Annotated in this window: 13 protein-coding genes and 2 pseudogenes; 7 read left to right on the forward strand and 8 right to left on the reverse strand. The window is 58.0% G+C overall.

Translation table 11 applies throughout. The features are described 5' to 3' along the window. Nucleotides 1–23 precede the first annotated feature (23 nt). The 3 genes from Q0802_RS13375 to Q0802_RS13385 form a co-directional block, all read right to left on the reverse strand. Complete coding sequence (locus Q0802_RS13375) at nt 24–833, reverse strand: ABC transporter ATP-binding protein (RefSeq protein WP_298919089.1); 810 nt, start codon at nt 831–833, stop codon at nt 24–26. Next, a complete protein-coding gene (locus Q0802_RS13380; protein ID WP_298919092.1) occupies nt 830–1,855 on the reverse strand; it encodes an ABC transporter substrate-binding protein in 1,026 nt (341 codons plus the stop codon). Before Q0802_RS13380 ends, Q0802_RS13375 begins: the two co-directional genes overlap by 4 nt. A gap of 61 nt (nt 1,856–1,916) precedes the next feature. After that, nucleotides 1,917–2,810, reverse strand: coding sequence for a fumarylacetoacetate hydrolase family protein (locus Q0802_RS13385; RefSeq protein ID WP_298919095.1), 894 nt, complete (start codon nt 2,808–2,810; stop codon nt 1,917–1,919). 172 nt (nt 2,811–2,982) lie between these two features. Here Q0802_RS13385 and Q0802_RS13390 point away from each other — a divergent pair, with 172 nt between their 5' ends. Beyond that, nucleotides 2,983–3,675 carry a FadR/GntR family transcriptional regulator gene (locus Q0802_RS13390; RefSeq protein ID WP_298919098.1) on the forward strand — a complete coding sequence of 231 codons (693 nt, stop codon included), beginning with the start codon at nt 2,983–2,985 and terminating at the stop codon, nt 3,673–3,675. Between the two features lie 85 nt (nt 3,676–3,760). On the opposite strand, the gene Q0802_RS13395 is transcribed toward Q0802_RS13390, so the two are convergent. From Q0802_RS13395 to Q0802_RS13405, 3 genes are all read right to left on the reverse strand, one after another. Continuing rightward, entirely contained in the window at nt 3,761–4,444 is a 684-nt protein-coding gene (locus Q0802_RS13395; RefSeq protein ID WP_298919101.1) for a fumarylacetoacetate hydrolase family protein, read from the reverse strand. 138 nt (nt 4,445–4,582) lie between these two features. Beyond that, nucleotides 4,583–5,269 (reverse strand): GntR family transcriptional regulator, encoded by a 687-nt coding sequence (locus tag Q0802_RS13400; protein WP_298919104.1) that lies wholly within the window; start codon nt 5,267–5,269, stop codon nt 4,583–4,585. Nucleotides 5,270–5,278: 9 nt separating this feature from the next. Further along, nucleotides 5,279–8,194, reverse strand: coding sequence for an FAD-binding oxidoreductase (locus Q0802_RS13405; protein WP_298919107.1), 2,916 nt, complete (start codon nt 8,192–8,194; stop codon nt 5,279–5,281). A gap of 123 nt (nt 8,195–8,317) precedes the next feature. Between Q0802_RS13405 and Q0802_RS13410 the strand changes: the two genes are divergently transcribed. The 6 genes from Q0802_RS13410 to Q0802_RS13435 all read left to right on the forward strand — a co-directional run bounded on the left by Q0802_RS13410 (nt 8,318) and on the right by Q0802_RS13435 (nt 14,478). Further along, the gene (locus Q0802_RS13410) at nt 8,318–9,475 is read left to right on the forward strand and encodes an aminotransferase class V-fold PLP-dependent enzyme (RefSeq protein ID WP_298919109.1); all 1,158 of its coding nucleotides are present in this window, start codon (nt 8,318–8,320) and stop codon (nt 9,473–9,475) included. A gap of 72 nt (nt 9,476–9,547) precedes the next feature. Then, nucleotides 9,548–10,528, forward strand: a complete 981-nt coding sequence (locus tag Q0802_RS13415; RefSeq protein WP_298919112.1) for a TRAP transporter substrate-binding protein — start codon at nt 9,548–9,550, stop codon at nt 10,526–10,528. Nucleotides 10,529–10,647: 119 nt separating this feature from the next. Continuing rightward, nucleotides 10,648–11,214 (forward strand): TRAP transporter small permease, encoded by a 567-nt coding sequence (locus Q0802_RS13420; protein ID WP_298919115.1) that lies wholly within the window; start codon nt 10,648–10,650, stop codon nt 11,212–11,214. Next, a complete protein-coding gene (locus tag Q0802_RS13425; RefSeq protein ID WP_298919118.1) occupies nt 11,214–12,494 on the forward strand; it encodes a TRAP transporter large permease in 1,281 nt (426 codons plus the stop codon). The genes Q0802_RS13420 and Q0802_RS13425 overlap by 1 nt, the downstream gene beginning before the upstream one ends. Then, nucleotides 12,491–13,276, forward strand: coding sequence for an enoyl-CoA hydratase/isomerase family protein (locus tag Q0802_RS13430; protein WP_298919120.1), 786 nt, complete (start codon nt 12,491–12,493; stop codon nt 13,274–13,276). The genes Q0802_RS13425 and Q0802_RS13430 overlap by 4 nt, the downstream gene beginning before the upstream one ends. After that, a complete protein-coding gene (locus Q0802_RS13435; RefSeq protein WP_298919123.1) occupies nt 13,273–14,478 on the forward strand; it encodes a CoA transferase in 1,206 nt (401 codons plus the stop codon). The genes Q0802_RS13430 and Q0802_RS13435 overlap by 4 nt, the downstream gene beginning before the upstream one ends. A 320-nt stretch (nt 14,479–14,798) precedes the next feature. Here Q0802_RS13435 and Q0802_RS13440 read toward each other — a convergent pair. Beyond that, nucleotides 14,799–15,191, reverse strand: a pseudogene (locus tag Q0802_RS13440) (Fic family protein); the annotation flags it as partial. A gap of 117 nt (nt 15,192–15,308) precedes the next feature. Next, a pseudogene (locus Q0802_RS13445) lies at nt 15,309–15,491 on the reverse strand (hypothetical protein); the annotation flags it as partial. Nucleotides 15,492–15,494 lie beyond the last annotated feature (3 nt).

The following is a 15,494-nucleotide window of genomic DNA, read 5'->3' on the forward strand; positions in this document are numbered from 1 at the left end:
AGATGAGTTGTTCGACAGATCGGTCACATGTCTTCTCCCTTGTCCAATTGTCCGCGGATGTATTCGACGATCTCGCCAAACTCCGGGGTCGTCATCATCTCGAGCGTGCGGGGCCGCGGCAGGTCAACCTTGACGACCTCCGCCACACGACCCGGGCGCGGCTTCATCACGACAATTTCGTCCGACAGGATCACCGCCTCCTGGATCGAGTGGGTCACGAGAAAGGCGGTGGCCTCCTGCTCGCGGCAAATCCGCTGCAATTCCATGTTCATCATATCACGGGAAAGCTCATCCAGCGCGCTGAACGGCTCATCCAATAGCAATACGGCCGGCTCGGTGATCAGCATCCGGCAAATCGAGGCGCGTTGCGCCATGCCGCCCGAAAGCTCGTTGGGGTAGACGTTTTCAAATCCCTTGAGCCCGACAATATCCAAAAGCTCATGGGCCTTCTCCAAAGCCGCTTTGGCGGCGGCTTTACCGTCGCGGATTTCGATGGGCAGCACGATGTTCTCGACCGCCGTCTTCCAGGGAAAAAGCGTTGCTTGCTGGAACATCATGCCGATGTCGCGGCGCGGGCCGGTCACGGGTTCGCCTTGCAGGACGACACGGCCCTGAGAAGGAGGAATGAGTCCGGCCATGATCTTGAGTAGTGTGGACTTCCCGCAACCGCTCGATCCGATCACAGAGGTAAAGCTGCCTTTGCGCAACGTCAAATCGACCCCCTCGAGGGCCACAACGAGATTGCGCGCATAGGTCTTGCTCACACGGCTCAACTCGTAAACCGGCGCACCAAAAGGGGCGCCGGTTTGCGTTTCTGCCAACTCGGTGTTCATTCGCCGACGGCCGCGTTTCCTATGGCTGCGAACTCATTGGTCCAGGCGGCGCTCAGATCGTCAAGCGGGGCAGAGATTTCGCCACCGGTGACCAAGGCATCCTGCCATTCGGCCCAGACTTCGGCGGGGTACCAACCCAGACCGTTTTCCGGGCTTGTCGAAATGGTCTTGGAGCGGACCGCGTCAAACAATGCCGATTGGAACTCCTTGTCTTCGCCTTCCTGCGGGTTGCCATCGGCCAAGTGCTCCAGAACCGCTTCGCGGTTGGCATCATCCAGCGCAAAGGCGTGGCCTTTGGCGAAAGCACGGCTCCAGGCTTCAACCAGTTCACGATCATTGGCGATGGTGTCGGCCATTGTTGCGATGCCATTGCCGAAAAAGCGACCGAACTCAGCGGGCGTGATGTCCCGCACAGCCATGCCACGTTGATTGAGAATGGCGGTGTCGGCGGTAGAGGCGGAATAGGCGACGATCTCGTCATTGAGGAAGGCCGCCGTTGCAGGACCGCCATCGCCCACCGTCAGGAATTCATAATCCGTGCCTTCTGTCATTCCCGCGCCCGACATCACATTGCGGGCAAATCCAACTTCCGCGCCATCGGCAGTCCCGGTGCCAATGATTTTGCCGCGCAGATCTTCGATGCTCTGGATGTCAGAGCCTTCCTGCACGGCGATCCCAAAGTTGCTGCGCGCGGCTACGTTGTAGATGTGAACGACTTCAACACCACGCGAGCGTGCCGCAAGGATCGGGCCCGGTCCGGGGCGGCCAAACTGAGCCTGACCGGCCGACAATGCCTGAATGACGGCACCCGAGCCATTGATGGCCTCGACGGTAACGTTGAGGCCCTCGTCCGCGAAAAAACCCTCGCCAATGGCCACAAAGACCGGGAACGAGTTGATGGCCGATGGGCTGGGCTGCACAAAGGTGATGTCACGCATATCCTGCGCGACTGCGCCGGTGCTTAAAAGGCCGGCTAATGGAACTGCTGCAAGAAGCTTTGCAAAGGTTCTTCTGGTTGTCATTTCGGGTCTCCTCCCTAGATTGATTTCGTTCCGAGGTCTCTGCTTATGAGCACGGCCTGGATCAGGCGATGCGGACGGAGTTACTCAGCTCACCGATTTCTGAGATGGTGCACACGACGGTATCGCCTGCTGCCAGAAAGCGGGGTGGGTCCATCGCGTATCCCACACCAGAAGGCGTGCCGGTTGCGATGATGTCACCGGGTTCCAGCGTCATACCCTCCGACAAGGAGGCAATAAGCGTTGGGACATCAAAGATCATATCCGCTGTGCTGCCATCCTGACGCTGCGCGCCATTGACGGTCAGGCCAATCGACAGCTTATGTGGATCGCTGATCGCGTCGGCGGTCACAATCCACGGGCCAAGCGGGCAAGAACCATCAAATCCCTTGCCCTTGAAGTACTGCCCGCCATGACGCCGCTGTACATCGCGCACAGAGATGTCGTTCACAATCGTGTAGCCAAAGATATGATCGAAGGCATTTTCCTTGGCGATGTTGCGCCCGGACTTGCCGATGACGATGGCAAGCTCGACTTCGTAATCGACACAGGTTGAGACCTGTGGAAACAGCAAGATGTCGCCACCAGGCGGCACAATCGATGTGGGCGGCTTGGTGAAATATACCGGGTGCTCGGTGACCCCGACATTTTGCTTCTGCGCTCTGTCTCCCTCGGCGATGTGTTCGGCGTAGTTTCGTCCGACGCAAAAGACATTCTTGCGTGGCTGGGGAATGGGGGCCAACAGGTCAGGATCAGAAACCACGGCATCCGCATGTTGGCCAGCCTCGGCCTGCGACACCAATGCGCGCAGCGCGGCAATGGCATCAGCGCCCCCCTCGATGGTGGCCAGAAGGCTGTCCCAGCCAGCGCCCGCCTTTGCAAGATGGAGCCAGTTTCCATTCCCAAGCTCGACCGCTGCGCAGGGTTTGCCGTCAATTGAAAGTGTCGCCAATTTCATGTCGCCTCTCCCTTCGGCCCCCTCGCATACTGCTGCTTAGGGTGGTCTTTCGCGCGCCTGAGCATCCATTCTTCAACGCAGCAGGCTCACTACAGACACGTCCCCATGTATTGACAAAGCGCGCTCGGCACCGTGAAATCAACTGACCAATTCACCAATTGGGTGGGTCTCAATGGCGAAAACAGAGCTTCTTGTACAGCGCATCAGGCAGATCATCGCGTCTGACGGCTATGTTCACAACGACCGACTGCCTCCGGAGCGGGAGATGTGTTCGATGCTGGGGGTCACGCGCAATCAATTGCGGTCCGCACTGACCAAGCTTGAATCCAGGGGCCTGATATGGCGCCATGTGGGCCGTGGCACATTTGTCGGCGAGCGTCCTGTTCTGAACCTTGAGGACGTTACGTACCTTCGGGACCAGGTGACACCTCCGCAGGTTGCTACCGTTAGGCTGGCCATTGAACCGGAACTGGCGCGTCTTGCAGCATTGCATAGCGCGCCCGCTGATCGAGAAGAGCTTCGCACCTGTGCCGAGCGTTGCCGCGAAGTTCCCGACTGGCGCAGCTATGAGGCGTGGGACAACAAGTTTCATTTCGCGGTTGCTCGCAGCGCAAAGAACAAACTCTTCTTGTATTACTTCGAAACACTGAATGTGGTCAGGCGTTCCATGGTCTGGAGCCAGCCACGCACGACACCCAAACCTGCGAAAAACTACTCAAGCTTTCTGGAACATGATTTGATCGTTCAGGCGATTGAAAAAAATGACGGAAACGGTGCTGCGCAACTCATGAGGGAGCATCTACATTCGGTCTACGGGCGCATTCTACCTTCACTGGGCAAAACTGCGGCGCCAAGAACCGATTGACGCGCTGTACCTCAAGCAGCGAGACCCCCGGCAGGATAGGAGCCCCTGTGACGGCCCCATCGCTGCGGATGTGCGGATTGATAAACTAGGTCACAGTGACGGACAGCTTGCCAAGTGCCGGGATTTCCACTTCCATCACATCGCCCTTGACCACAGGGCCAACGCCGGAGGGTGTTCCGGTCATGATCACGTCGCCCGCTGCCAGTTCAAAATACTCCGACAGGTAAGAAATCATCTCGGGCGTTTTCCAGATCAACTGATTGAGATCGCCTTCCTGACGCAGGTCACCGTTCACTTTCAGTGTGATCGCACCCTCATCCAGGTGACCAATCTCTTCGACGGTGTGGATCGGGCCGATGGGCGCCGAGCGCTCGAAGGCTTTACCGATTTCCCAGGGACGGCCCGCCTTTTTCATCTCGCCCTGAAGATCCCGGCGGGTCATGTCCAAGGACAGTGCGTAGCCGTAGACGTGATCCATTGCGCGCTCGACCGGGATGTTCTTACCACCGGATTTCAGCACAACGGTCAATTCAGCTTCGTGATGAACATCAGAGGTGTGGGGTGGATAGGGAAAGTCCCCCGTTGTGTCGAGATTGTTGGGGTTCTTCTGAAAGAAGAAGGGAGGCTCCCGGTCCGGATCATGTCCCATCTCAATGGCGTGCGCTGCATAGTTGCGGCCGATGCAATATACCCGACGCACCGGGAATGCGCCGCCCGATGCGACGGGGATCGACGTAACGGGTGGCGTGGGAATAACGTAGTCAGACATTGAGCCGCTCCATGCTTTGGGTCCCGTTTGGCATAGAGGCAGACATCTGAGAGATCAATCTGACCAATGGGCGGATTGGTTTGTCAATGCCCGCTCTGGCCGCCGAGTGACGAGGGGCTCGGCAAGCAGGTCCTGTTGCTAAATGGCGTCCGTGGTCTCTTGCGATTGTAGCCACTTCACCACAGATGCGCGCTTTGCATCCATGTGATGGAGCAGCGTAGCCGCGAGATTTGGGCCATCCCTTGCGACAAGACATTGCAGGATTTTCTCATGCTCCTGCACAGCGTCATACCACCGGCCCTCGGACATATTGGCCAGATAGCGCGCGCGTTGCATACGCAGAGACAGCGCCTGGCAGGACGTGGTCAATGTCGCGTTGCGCGCCGCCAACAGGATGGCGCGGTGAATCTTTTGGTTGACGCTGAAATAAGCGTCCAGATCCCGGTTTTCATAGCTCCGGATCATCTGCGCGTGCAGCGCGCGCACCTCCTCGATCTCAGCGTCGGTGATATGCTTGCAGGCCAATTCGCCGGACAGTGCTTCAAGTGCGCCCAGTACAGGGAAGACCTCGTCGACTTCCTCCTGCGTGACTTGCGTCACCCATGCGCCACGGTTCGGTTCCAACCGAACCAACCCGTCGGATGCCAGCACCTTCAGCGCTTCTCGCAAAGGGGTGCGGGATACCCCAAACCGTTCGCAGAGCTGCTTTTCCGGGATCTTGGTGCCTGGTTTCAATTCCGAATTAATGATCAGGGGTTGCAGGCGGTCGACCAGTTCATGATGCAGGGACTTGCGCATGATTGTCTGGGATGTGTGCAATGTCATCGCGTCACCTCATTGCGTCAGGGCACGTTCGAGCAAGCGTGCAATATGTATGGGTTTTCGGTCCGTCAGATCTGCCACTTGATGACGGCAAGAGGTGCCATCCGCAACAATTATTGTGTCTTGCGCCGCGTCCTGTATGGCAGGCACAAGATCAAGTTCCGCCATTTTGCGCGATATGTCGTGTGTTTCGACGCCATAGCCAAAGGCGCCTGCCATGCCGCAACAGCTCGTCTCGACCACCTCGATCGCTGTGTCGGGCAGTCGCGCCAGTGTCTTTTCGATGGAGGACATCACCCCCATCGCCTTTTGGTGGCAATGGCCGTGCAGCAGCACTTTTGGTGCAGGCGAAGACAGGGGCAGTTTGAAATCCGGGTTGTCGTCCTGATTCGCGATGAACTCCTCCAGCATACGGGCATGCTGGGCCAATACCTCGGTCTCTTTGCCGGGCAAAAGCGCAGGGATTTCATCGCGTAGGGTCAGCAGGCAGCTGGGCTCAAGACCAATGATCGGAATGCCTTGCTGGGCAAAGGGCAGCAGCGCATCAACAAGACGTTGCGCCTCTCGCTTTGCTTCTTCCACCAGACCTGCAGACAGGAAAGTGCGGCCACAACACAAAGGGCGTTCCCCTTTGGAGGCGGTCGCCACATGCACTGGGACATCTGCGGCCTTGAGCACCTTTGCGGCTGCGCGCAGGTTCTCTGGTTCAAAATACCGGTTGAAAGTATCCGCAAAAAGAACCGCTTTCGGCGTTTGCGGTGCGACGATTTCGCCATCCTTAAAAGGTCGTGCATGCCATCTGGGCAAATCTCGGGTGGCGGTGAAACCCGTCAGTTTTTCAGTCAGCCGGGCAAGACCGGGCACGCTGTTACGCAGGTTCATCACGAAGGGCAGCCGCGCCGCCCAGCGGGCATAGCGTGGCAGATAGGCGACCAGACGGTCATGCAGGCTGAGCCCGTGTTTTTTGAGGCGTGCGGATTGGACCTCGATCTTCATCCGGGCCATATCAACGCCTGTTGGACACTCCCGTTTGCATCCCTTGCAGGACACACAAAGCTTCATTGTTTCAGCCATCTGATCCGAGGTCAGCGCATCCGGCCCCAACTGCCCCGAGATCGCGAGACGCAACGTGTTGGCACGCCCCCGTGTCAGGTCCTTTTCCTTACGGGTCACCCTGAAGGAGGGGCACATCACGCCGCCCTTTAATTTGCGACAGGCCCCGTTGTTGTTGCACATCTCGACGGCGCCCTGAAATCCGCCGCCGCTGCCGGTCCATTCGGACCAGTCGAGCCCGGTCTGAAACTCTGGCACCTTATAGTCAGGGCTATAGCGAAAGAGCGACCGGTCATCCATCTTGGGCGCGTCCACGATCTTGCCGGGATTGAACAGACCATCAGGATCAAACCGCTGCTTGACCTCAGCGAAACCGGCCACCATCCGAGGGCCAAACATCTTCTCATGAAACTCCGACCGGACCAGCCCATCGCCGTGCTCGCCCGAGTGCGAGCCCTTGTAGCGCGCAACCAGATCAAAGCACTCTTCGGCGATCGCGCGCATCTTCTTGACGTCCTGATCCAGCTTGAGGTTCAAGACCGGACGCACGTGCAGGCACCCAACCGAGGCATGCGCATACCAAGTGCCGCGCGTGCCGTGTTTCTCAAAAATCTCGGTCAGACCAGCCGTATAATCGGCAAGATCAGGCAATTCGACGGCACAATCCTCGACAAAGGACACCGGTTTGCCATCTGCTTTCATCGACATCATGATGTTCAGGCCGGAGCTGCGCAGCTCCGCGATCCGCGCCTGCATCTTGGGGTCGGGCACAGCCGTGACACCGCCCCATTTCTTCCCGCTTTTGCCCCAGGAGAATCCAAGATCGCCCATCATTTCCTCAAGCTCTTTCAGCTTTTGGGGATGCTTGCTAGTGTCTTCTTCAGCGAATTCCACCAGCAGCAGGGCCTCTGGCTTGCCGGTCACAAATTCTTCGATGGTGTCGCGGAAGATCGGGATGTCACGGGCCAGCGCGATCATCGTGGCGTCCACCAGCTCAACCCCTTGCGGGTTCAGTGTGACCAGATGCTGTGCCGCATCCATCGCCTGATGGAAGGTGGGGAAGTGGCAAACGCCCAGCACCTTTTCCGACAGGATCGGCCAAAGCTTCAACTCAATCGCCGTGGAATAGGCCAGCGTTCCTTCGGAGCCGACCAGCAGATGGGCAAGGTTGTTGGCCGTGTCCTTGGGTACCAGTGCATCAATGTTGTAGCCGCCCACCCGGCGCATCACGTTGGGGAATCGCGCATCAATCTCGGCGGCCTCGCGCGCGCCCAGTCTCAACAGGTCGTCTTGCAGTGCGGTGAAATCCGCCGTGCTGCCCGTGCCAACAGGACCAAAGCGGTGCTTGCTGCCATCCGCCAGAAACCCCTCGATGGACAGGACATTGTCACGCATCATGCCATAGCGCAGTGATTTGCCACCGCAGGAGTTGTTGCCGGTCATCCCGCCAATGGTCGCGCGGGACGCAGTCGAGACATCCACCGGAAACCACAGGCCGTGGGGTTTCAACGCGCGGTTCAATTCGTCAAGCACAATACCGGGCCGCACAACGCAGCGCATGCCCTCCACATCCAGTTCGAGAATATCATTGAAATACTGCGTGTTATCGAGAACCAGGGCATTGTTCACCGTCTGGCCGCATTGCGATGTCCCGCCACCACGTGCCAGCAGGGGCACGCCCTGGTCACGCCCGATGTCGATGGCTGCACGAATGTCGTCTTCGGATTTCGGGGACAGCACGCCTAGCGGCATCATCTGATAGAGCGAGGCATCCGTCGCATAGCGCCCGCGCGAAAAGCTGTCGAACAGGACGTCGCCCTCGATGCGGTTTTGCAGGGCGTCGGCGAGGTGCTGCATGGATTTGTCCAATGTCATGGGTCGTCTTTTCGTTTGACTTAATTATGAATTCAAAATTACGCTGGTACAACAAAAATCAAATTTCCTGGACGTGACACTGTGTGATGTCCGTTCAGACACCTGATTGTGAGACATGCCGTTATGAGAAAAGCTGGCCGCCATTTTCTGCAAATACCCGGGCCAAGCGCTGTGCCGGACCGGATTCTCAGCGCGATTGGCCAACAGACCATCGACCACCGAGGCCCCGATTTCGCCAAGGTTGGCCTGCGCGCGCTGGAGGGAATGAAGTCGATCTTCAAAACCGAAGAACACGTCTTTATCTACCCTGCCTCCGGCACCGGAGCTTGGGAGGCGGCCTTGGTCAACACCTTGTCTCCCGGCGATCGCGTCCTCATGTTCGAGACCGGCCACTTTGCGACCATGTGGAAAAAACTGGCTGAGAAGCTGAGCCTGAAAGCCGAATTCATCGAAGGCGATTGGCGCGGCGGTGCCGATCCCGATCAGATCGAGGCTTACCTTGCCGAAGACAAGGCACATGAGATCAAGGCGGTCTGTGTGGTTCACAACGAGACGTCCACCGGTTCGGTGTCGCCGATTGCCGAAGTGCGCAAGGCGATTGACCGGGCGGGGCACCCCGCCTTGTTCCTGGTCGACACAATCTCTGGTTTGGCGTCATTGGAGTATCGCCATGATGAATGGGGGGTGGACGTTACGGTATCGGGCTCCCAGAAGGGTCTTATGTTGCCGCCCGGCCTTTCGTTCAACGCGGCAAGTGCCAAGGCGATGGCGGCCAACACGACAGCAAAACTGCAGCGGTCCTACTGGGACTGGGCCGATATGGTCGGGCCGAACAAGACCGGATATTTCCCCTACACGCCGGGCACGAACCTGCTCTATGGGCTCAATGAGGCCATAGATATGTTGCACGAAGAAGGGCTCGACAATGTCTTTGCCCGTCATGCGCGCCACGGTGCTGCAGCGCGGGCGGCTGTGCGCAAATGGGGGCTCGAGGTGCTGTGTGCCACCCAAGGTCAGGAAAGCGGCGTGCTGACGGCCGTGAAAGTGCCGGACGGTCACAGCGCGGATGCGTTCCGTGCCACCACGCTGGAGCATTATGACGTCTCGCTGGGCAATGGGCTGTCCAAGGTGGCGGACAAAGTGTTCCGCATCGGGCACCTGGGCGATTTCAACGATCTGATGCTGATTGCGACCCTTGCGGGGGTCGAGATGGGGCTGAAACAGGCCAATGTTCCGCATGAGACAGGCGGTGTGCAGGAGGCGATGGCGCACCTGAACTGAATGAACTGCCCGCAAGACGGGCCAAGACCAATAAGAACCAAGAAAACTGAAATTCTCTGGGAGGAGAACATTATGAAAGTAGTCTCAAGAATACTTGCAGCCACCACAGCGATTGGCATGGCGACGGGCGCCTTTGCGGCGGACGTAACCATGAAATTTGGCCACGTTGGCGCGCCGGGCTCGCTGTTTGAAGCGACGGTCGACAACTTTGCGGCCTGCGTGAACGGCGCGATGGGCGACAAGGTCGAGGTGCAGACCTTCGGATCATCGCAATTGGGGAAGGACAAGGAACTTCTGCAAAAGCTCAAGTTGGGTCAGGTCGATTTCTCACTGCCGTCCTCCGTCATGTCTTCGGTGGATGATGCCTTTGGCATTTTCGAGATGCCCTACATCATCTCGGATCGCGACCATATGCGCCGCGTGCAGGGCGAGATGATGGATGTCTTCCAAGGTGCGGCCAACAAGAATGGCTATCACATCGTGGGTCTGGCCGAGAACGGCTTTCGCAACATCACCAACAACACGCGCCCGATCAACGTTCCTGCGGATCTTGAGGGCATCAAGCTGCGCACGCCAAATGGTGTCTGGCGTCTGAAGATGTTCCAGGAATATGGCGCGAACCCGACACCAATGGCGTTTTCTGACGTGTTCACCGCCTTGCAAACCGGCGTGATTGACGGGCAGGAAAACCCATACGCTCAAATCGCGTCGGCCAAATTTCAGGAAGTGCAGAAATACCTGTCGGTGACAGGCCACGTCTACACGCCTGCCTACATTCTGATGTCCAAGAAAAAATACGACAAGCTGGACGCCGAGATGCAGGCCGGTCTGACGGATTGCGCGAACCAGACACAGGATTTCACCTATGGAAAAGCGGCTGAGTTGGAAGCCAGCCTGCTGAAGGTGATCGAAGATGCGGGCGTTGAGGTGAACACCGCGGATAAAGCCGCATTCATTGAAGCATCTGCACCGATCTACAAACAGTTCGCGGATGAGGTCGAAGGCGGTCAGGACATGATCGACAAAGTTCTGGGTCTCGGCAACTCCGGTTGATCAAAATGAGGTGCGGCGGCACCGTTTCGCCGCGCGTCATTCTCGTAAATCCAATACAGTCCTTCCGCCCGTGGTTCGCGGGCGGAGGCGGCCAATAGAGTTCCAACAGGTCTGCCAGAATGGAAAACGACGCCTACCCGACCTTGTCGCGGATAAATCAAGGATTTAGCAAAATCCTCGAATGGGTCACGATCAGCCTGATGATCCTGCTCACACTTGTGGTCACCGCAGCAGTTCTCGCACGCCTGATGGGGCAGAGTTTCTCATGGTACGACGAAGTAGCCGCCATCATGTTGGCATGGATCACCTACTACGGATCGGCGCTTGCGGCCCTGCACCGACGCCACATCGGTTTTGATACGGTTCTTTTGAAACTTCCGCCCAACCTGCGGATCGCGGCAGTGCTCTTTGGCGAAGCGATTGTGCTGATCTTCTTCTTCCTGATGGCGCGCGCCGGACTTCAGGTGCTCGAAGTGCTGGCGGGCGACACGTTGATCTCGCTCACCTGGGTGCCGATCCAGGTCACCCAGTCCATCATTCCGATTGGGGCCATTCTCTTTATCCTGTGTCAGCTACTCAGCTTGCCGGGTTACCTCAAGATCACGGCCGCGGGCGTCTCGCTGGAGCATGCGGAGATCGAAGAAGAGGTCGAAACCGAGCTTGAAAAGAACAAGGATCGCGTCTGATGCTGATGGCCGGTATTTTCATCGCGATGCTAATCATGATCTGCATCAACATCCCGATCGCCGTGGCCTTGGCGATGAGCGGCGTGCTTGGCCTGCTGCTCACCGAAGGGACCGACAGCCTCGTGACCATCGCGCTGGACATGTACGACGGGTCCACCAAGTTTTCGCTGATCGCGATCCCGATGTTCGTACTGGCCGGGGCCATCATGAACGCGGGCGGGATTACCGACCGGCTGATCAACTTCGTCGGCGCCATCATTGGCTTCATTCGCGGCGGCCTCGCCATGGTCAACATTGGTGTGTCGCTGTTCTTTGCCGAAATCTCCGGCTCAGCCGTGGCGGACGTGGCCGCTATGGGCTCCATCCTGATCCCGCAGATGAAAAAGCGCGGCTACAGCAAGGAATTTTCGGCGGCGGTCACATCGTCGTCCGCTTCGCTTGCCATCATCATTCCGCCCTCGATCCCGATGATCCTCTATGCGGCCTCGGCCAACACCTCGGTGGAGCAATTGTTCGTGGCGGGCATTGTACCGGGCCTCCTCGGGGCGGGCGGGTTGATGACCGTCGCCTATCTCTTTGCCAAACGCTACAACTTCCCGACCGAAGACGCCTTTCGCCTTGCCCGCCTGCGCGAGACCTTTGTGGATGCGCTGCCTGCCTTCACGCTGCCGGTGATCATTCTGGGCGGTATCTTTGGCGGCTATGTCACGGCAACCGAGGCCGCAGGTCTTGCGGTTCTGGCCTCGCTAGCGGTGTCGGCATGGTACGGCAATCTTGATTTCAGCCATCTGCGCCGCGCGATGCTGGATGGGGGCATTCAGACAGCCGTGGTCATGCTGTTGGTTGCCGCCTCCGTACTCATGGGCGGTTTTTTGACCCGCGCACAGATTCCGCAGCAACTGGCCGAAGGCATCTTGTCGATCACCAACCAGCAATGGGTGATCCTGCTGATCCTGAATTTCTTTTTTCTGATTGTCGGGTTTTTCCTGCATTCCGCTGCCGCCATCATCCTGGTGATCCCAATTGTGATCCCGCTGATCACAGCCGCTGGCATTGACCCGGTGCACTTTGGGCTGGTGGTCACGCTGAACCTTGCCATCGGTCAGCAGACCCCGCCCGTGGCGTCAGTGTTGATCACGGCCTGCTCGGTTGCACGCGCCAATATCTGGGAGGTGTCCAAGGTCAACATCTGGTTCGTGGGCGTGCTTTTGGCCGTGCTGATGCTCTGCACTTATGCGCCCTCCGTGCCGATGTTCCTCGTGGAGTATTTCTATCGATGACCAACCAGCCTGCAGAAATTACCGATGTGCTGCGCGACGGAATCCTGTGGATTACATTCAACAGGCCCGAAGCGCGGAACGCGCTGACCTTTGGTATGTATGACCGGCTTGCCGAAATCTGCACCCGGATGCCAACGGACGGGTCGGTGCGGGCCGTAGTGATCTCGGGCGCGGGGGGCAAGGCCTTTGCCGCCGGAACGGATATGACCCAGTTCCGTGCCTTTGAAGCGCCACAGGATGCGTTGGATTATGAGCAGCAGATTGATGCGGTGCTGGACGCGGTTGAGCGCTGCCCGGTGCCCACCATCGCCGCGATCAACGGGGCCTGTACAGGGGGCGGTGGTTCCATCGCCGCAGCCTGTGACATCCGGATCGCTTCCGCCAGCCTGAAGTACGGATTTCCCATCGCCCGCACCCTTGGCAATTGCCTGGCGGCGGGTAATCTTGCGCGATTGTCCGAGCTTATCGGCGCCGGACGGGTGCGTGAGATCATCTTTACCGCGCGTCTGATCGAAGCTGATGAAGCACTCGCGACAGGACTGGTGAGTGAAGTTCTACCCGATGAGGACGCCCTGATGGCGCGCGCGGCCGAGCTGGCCGACAAGATCGGGTCAATGGCCCCGCTGACCCTACGCGCCACGAAAGAAGCCCTGCGCCGCAACCGGTCAGCGTTGCAGGTAGACGATTCCGATCTGATCGTGTCGTGCTACATGAGCAATGATTTCCGCATTGGCATGGAGGCGTTCCTAGCTAAGAGAAAACCCGTGTGGACAGGCAAATGAGCACCAAAACGGGTCCGCTCAGCGGTATGCGCGTCATCGAACTGGCCCATATCATGGCGGGCCCGGTCTGCGGGCTGATGCTGGCGGACATGGGCGCCGACGTCATCAAGGTCGAAAAGCCCACCGGAGATGACAGTCGCCGGTTTGTACCGCCGGACATTGGCGGCGAGGCAGCAGCCTATATGATGATGAATCGCAACAAGCGCGGCATATCGCTCAACCTCAAAGATCCCGCTGGTGTCGCAGTGCTACGCAAACTGCTGGCCGACGCGGATGTGGTGGTCGAGAACTACCGTATGGGCACGATGGAGAAACTGGGTCTGTCTTACGAAGATCTTGCGGTGGTAAACCCGCGTCTGATCTATTGCGAAATATCCGGATTTGGTCGTACGGGTCCCTACGCAGAGCGCGGCGGATTTGATCTGATCGCGCAGGGCATGTCCGGGCTGATGTCGATCACGGGCGAAGGGCCGGGCCGCCCACCGGTTAAAGTCGCCGCACCGATTTCGGACATCAATGCGGGTATTCTGGGCGCAATGGGCGTCTCTGCGGCCTATGCGAACATGCTGCAAACGGGCCTCGGTCAAAAGGTGGATACATCCCTCTTTGAAGCGGCCATCGTGCAAACCTATTGGCAATCAGCAATTGCCTTTGCGACCGGGGACGCGCCCCAACCGCTCGGCTCTGCTCACCCCCTCAATGCGCCATATCAGGCTTTCCGAACAAGCGATGGCTGGATCAATGTTGGCGCCGCGAACCAGAGCAATTGGCTGCGGTTTCTGGATGTCATCGCCGCACCAGAGCTGGATCAGGATCCGCGATTCAATTCAAACGCGGCGCGTATTCAGAACCTGCCCGCGTTGATCGACATTCTGAGCGGCTATCTTGCGCGCGACACAACCGAGAATTGGTTGGCACGTATGGACGAGGCAAAACTTCCGGCCGGACCCGTCAACGACATCCTGCAAATGCACGCAGACCCTCAAGCCAATGCGCGCGATATGATCGTTGAGGTTGATCATGCCACAGCGGGCTCGGTTAAAACCATTGGTCATCCGGTCAAATACAGCCGAACGCCAGCTCAGGTGGATCAGGCATCCCCGGCTCTGGGCCAACACAGCCGCGAAGTGCTGGCCGAAATCGGGTATGACAGCTCTGACATTGAAGCGTTAGTCCAATCAAAAGCGGTAATTGCGTCATAGCTTACGAGCGCCCCAAATCACTTTTTACATCAGGTACTTTTTTTTGAGAGAAACGGAGCTGCGTGAAAGGAACCATTGAGGAATCTGACACTCAAACACGCCTAGAGCATCATTGACGATTCGCTGGAATGACGCCAAGCGCGTGGGATTGGCCCATGTCCTGACACCAACACAAGACCAGAACGATCACAATTCGCAAAGGGGAAATGGCGACGAACTTGCGTTAAGAACATCCGCTTCTTATGCCGCTGGTACACTTGCTCCACAAATGCAGCGAATGGCCGCTTCCTGCCCTCCCCGCCAACGATGCAATAGTCAACCGGCCCCTCCCGAAACATCCGCTCTACCACCTTGGCCTGCCGTTCGTTAAATTGGTTTCGATGTCAGTCATAGAAACGTGCCTTGGCAATGAAGAAGCCTACGCGATCCAAAGTGATCTGCTGCGCTGCAAGCACCAGTTTAGAAAATCAGGTAAGCCAAGATGGGACGTCCAGTGTCTTCTGGTGCCGCTCAAGCTGATCGTAATAGTCTTTTCGCTTTCGTTCGATGGTGAAGGCGAGCGCAAGAGACTTGGCTGGCCGATATTCTGAGCCAGGGACTTTTCGGCCAGGGCTCGACTCAAGCAGCCATTCCCGTCATCGAATGGATGAATACTACTCAAAGTAGAGGTAACTCAGGCCCGCGCGCGTCAATGCCCGACCGATTGGAAGCGGGACGCCTCGGACTTGATCCGTTCGGTGCTCTTCACGGCCATCGCTACTAGCCAACTCGAGTTCCGGCAGGTATCTCAGGGTTTGCAGATCGAACGTCGTCAGAAACGTCTTCGTTGTCTCGAAGGTATGCGGTGCTCCGGGTCTTGGCGCCCGCGTTCTGCCTGCGATCAGCCTCTTGTACGGCAACCGCGCCTGCAGATCGCGGCTGATCTCCTTGTCGAAGGTGTCCTTGAGCCCCGCCCGGTCGATGGGCTGGTGATCGGCACACGGCTTCGCACCAAAATGTCGGAAGATCGCCATCGG

It is taken from the genome of uncultured Roseobacter sp. (assembly GCF_947495275.1).
In the GTDB taxonomy this organism is placed as follows: Bacteria; Pseudomonadota; Alphaproteobacteria; order Rhodobacterales; family Rhodobacteraceae; genus Roseobacter.

Excerpts from the sequence above, each read along its gene's own strand:
- Q0802_RS13375 (WP_298919089.1), bottom strand. The coding sequence starts at position 833 with ATGAACACCGAGTTGGCAGAAACGCAAACCGGCGCCCCTTTTGGTGCG.
- Q0802_RS13380 (WP_298919092.1), bottom strand. The coding sequence starts at position 1,855 with ATGACAACCAGAAGAACCTTTGCAAAGCTTCTTGCAGCAGTTCCATTA.
- Q0802_RS13385 (WP_298919095.1), bottom strand. The coding sequence starts at position 2,810 with ATGAAATTGGCGACACTTTCAATTGACGGCAAACCCTGCGCAGCGGTC.
- Q0802_RS13390 (WP_298919098.1), top strand. The coding sequence starts at position 2,983 with ATGGCGAAAACAGAGCTTCTTGTACAGCGCATCAGGCAGATCATCGCG.
- Q0802_RS13395 (WP_298919101.1), bottom strand. The coding sequence starts at position 4,444 with ATGTCTGACTACGTTATTCCCACGCCACCCGTTACGTCGATCCCCGTC.
- Q0802_RS13400 (WP_298919104.1), bottom strand. The coding sequence starts at position 5,269 with ATGACATTGCACACATCCCAGACAATCATGCGCAAGTCCCTGCATCAT.
- Q0802_RS13405 (WP_298919107.1), bottom strand. The coding sequence starts at position 8,194 with ATGACATTGGACAAATCCATGCAGCACCTCGCCGACGCCCTGCAAAAC.
- Q0802_RS13410 (WP_298919109.1), top strand. The coding sequence starts at position 8,318 with ATGAGAAAAGCTGGCCGCCATTTTCTGCAAATACCCGGGCCAAGCGCT.
- Q0802_RS13415 (WP_298919112.1), top strand. The coding sequence starts at position 9,548 with ATGAAAGTAGTCTCAAGAATACTTGCAGCCACCACAGCGATTGGCATG.
- Q0802_RS13420 (WP_298919115.1), top strand. The coding sequence starts at position 10,648 with ATGGAAAACGACGCCTACCCGACCTTGTCGCGGATAAATCAAGGATTT.
- Q0802_RS13425 (WP_298919118.1), top strand. The coding sequence starts at position 11,214 with ATGCTGATGGCCGGTATTTTCATCGCGATGCTAATCATGATCTGCATC.
- Q0802_RS13430 (WP_298919120.1), top strand. The coding sequence starts at position 12,491 with ATGACCAACCAGCCTGCAGAAATTACCGATGTGCTGCGCGACGGAATC.
- Q0802_RS13435 (WP_298919123.1), top strand. The coding sequence starts at position 13,273 with ATGAGCACCAAAACGGGTCCGCTCAGCGGTATGCGCGTCATCGAACTG.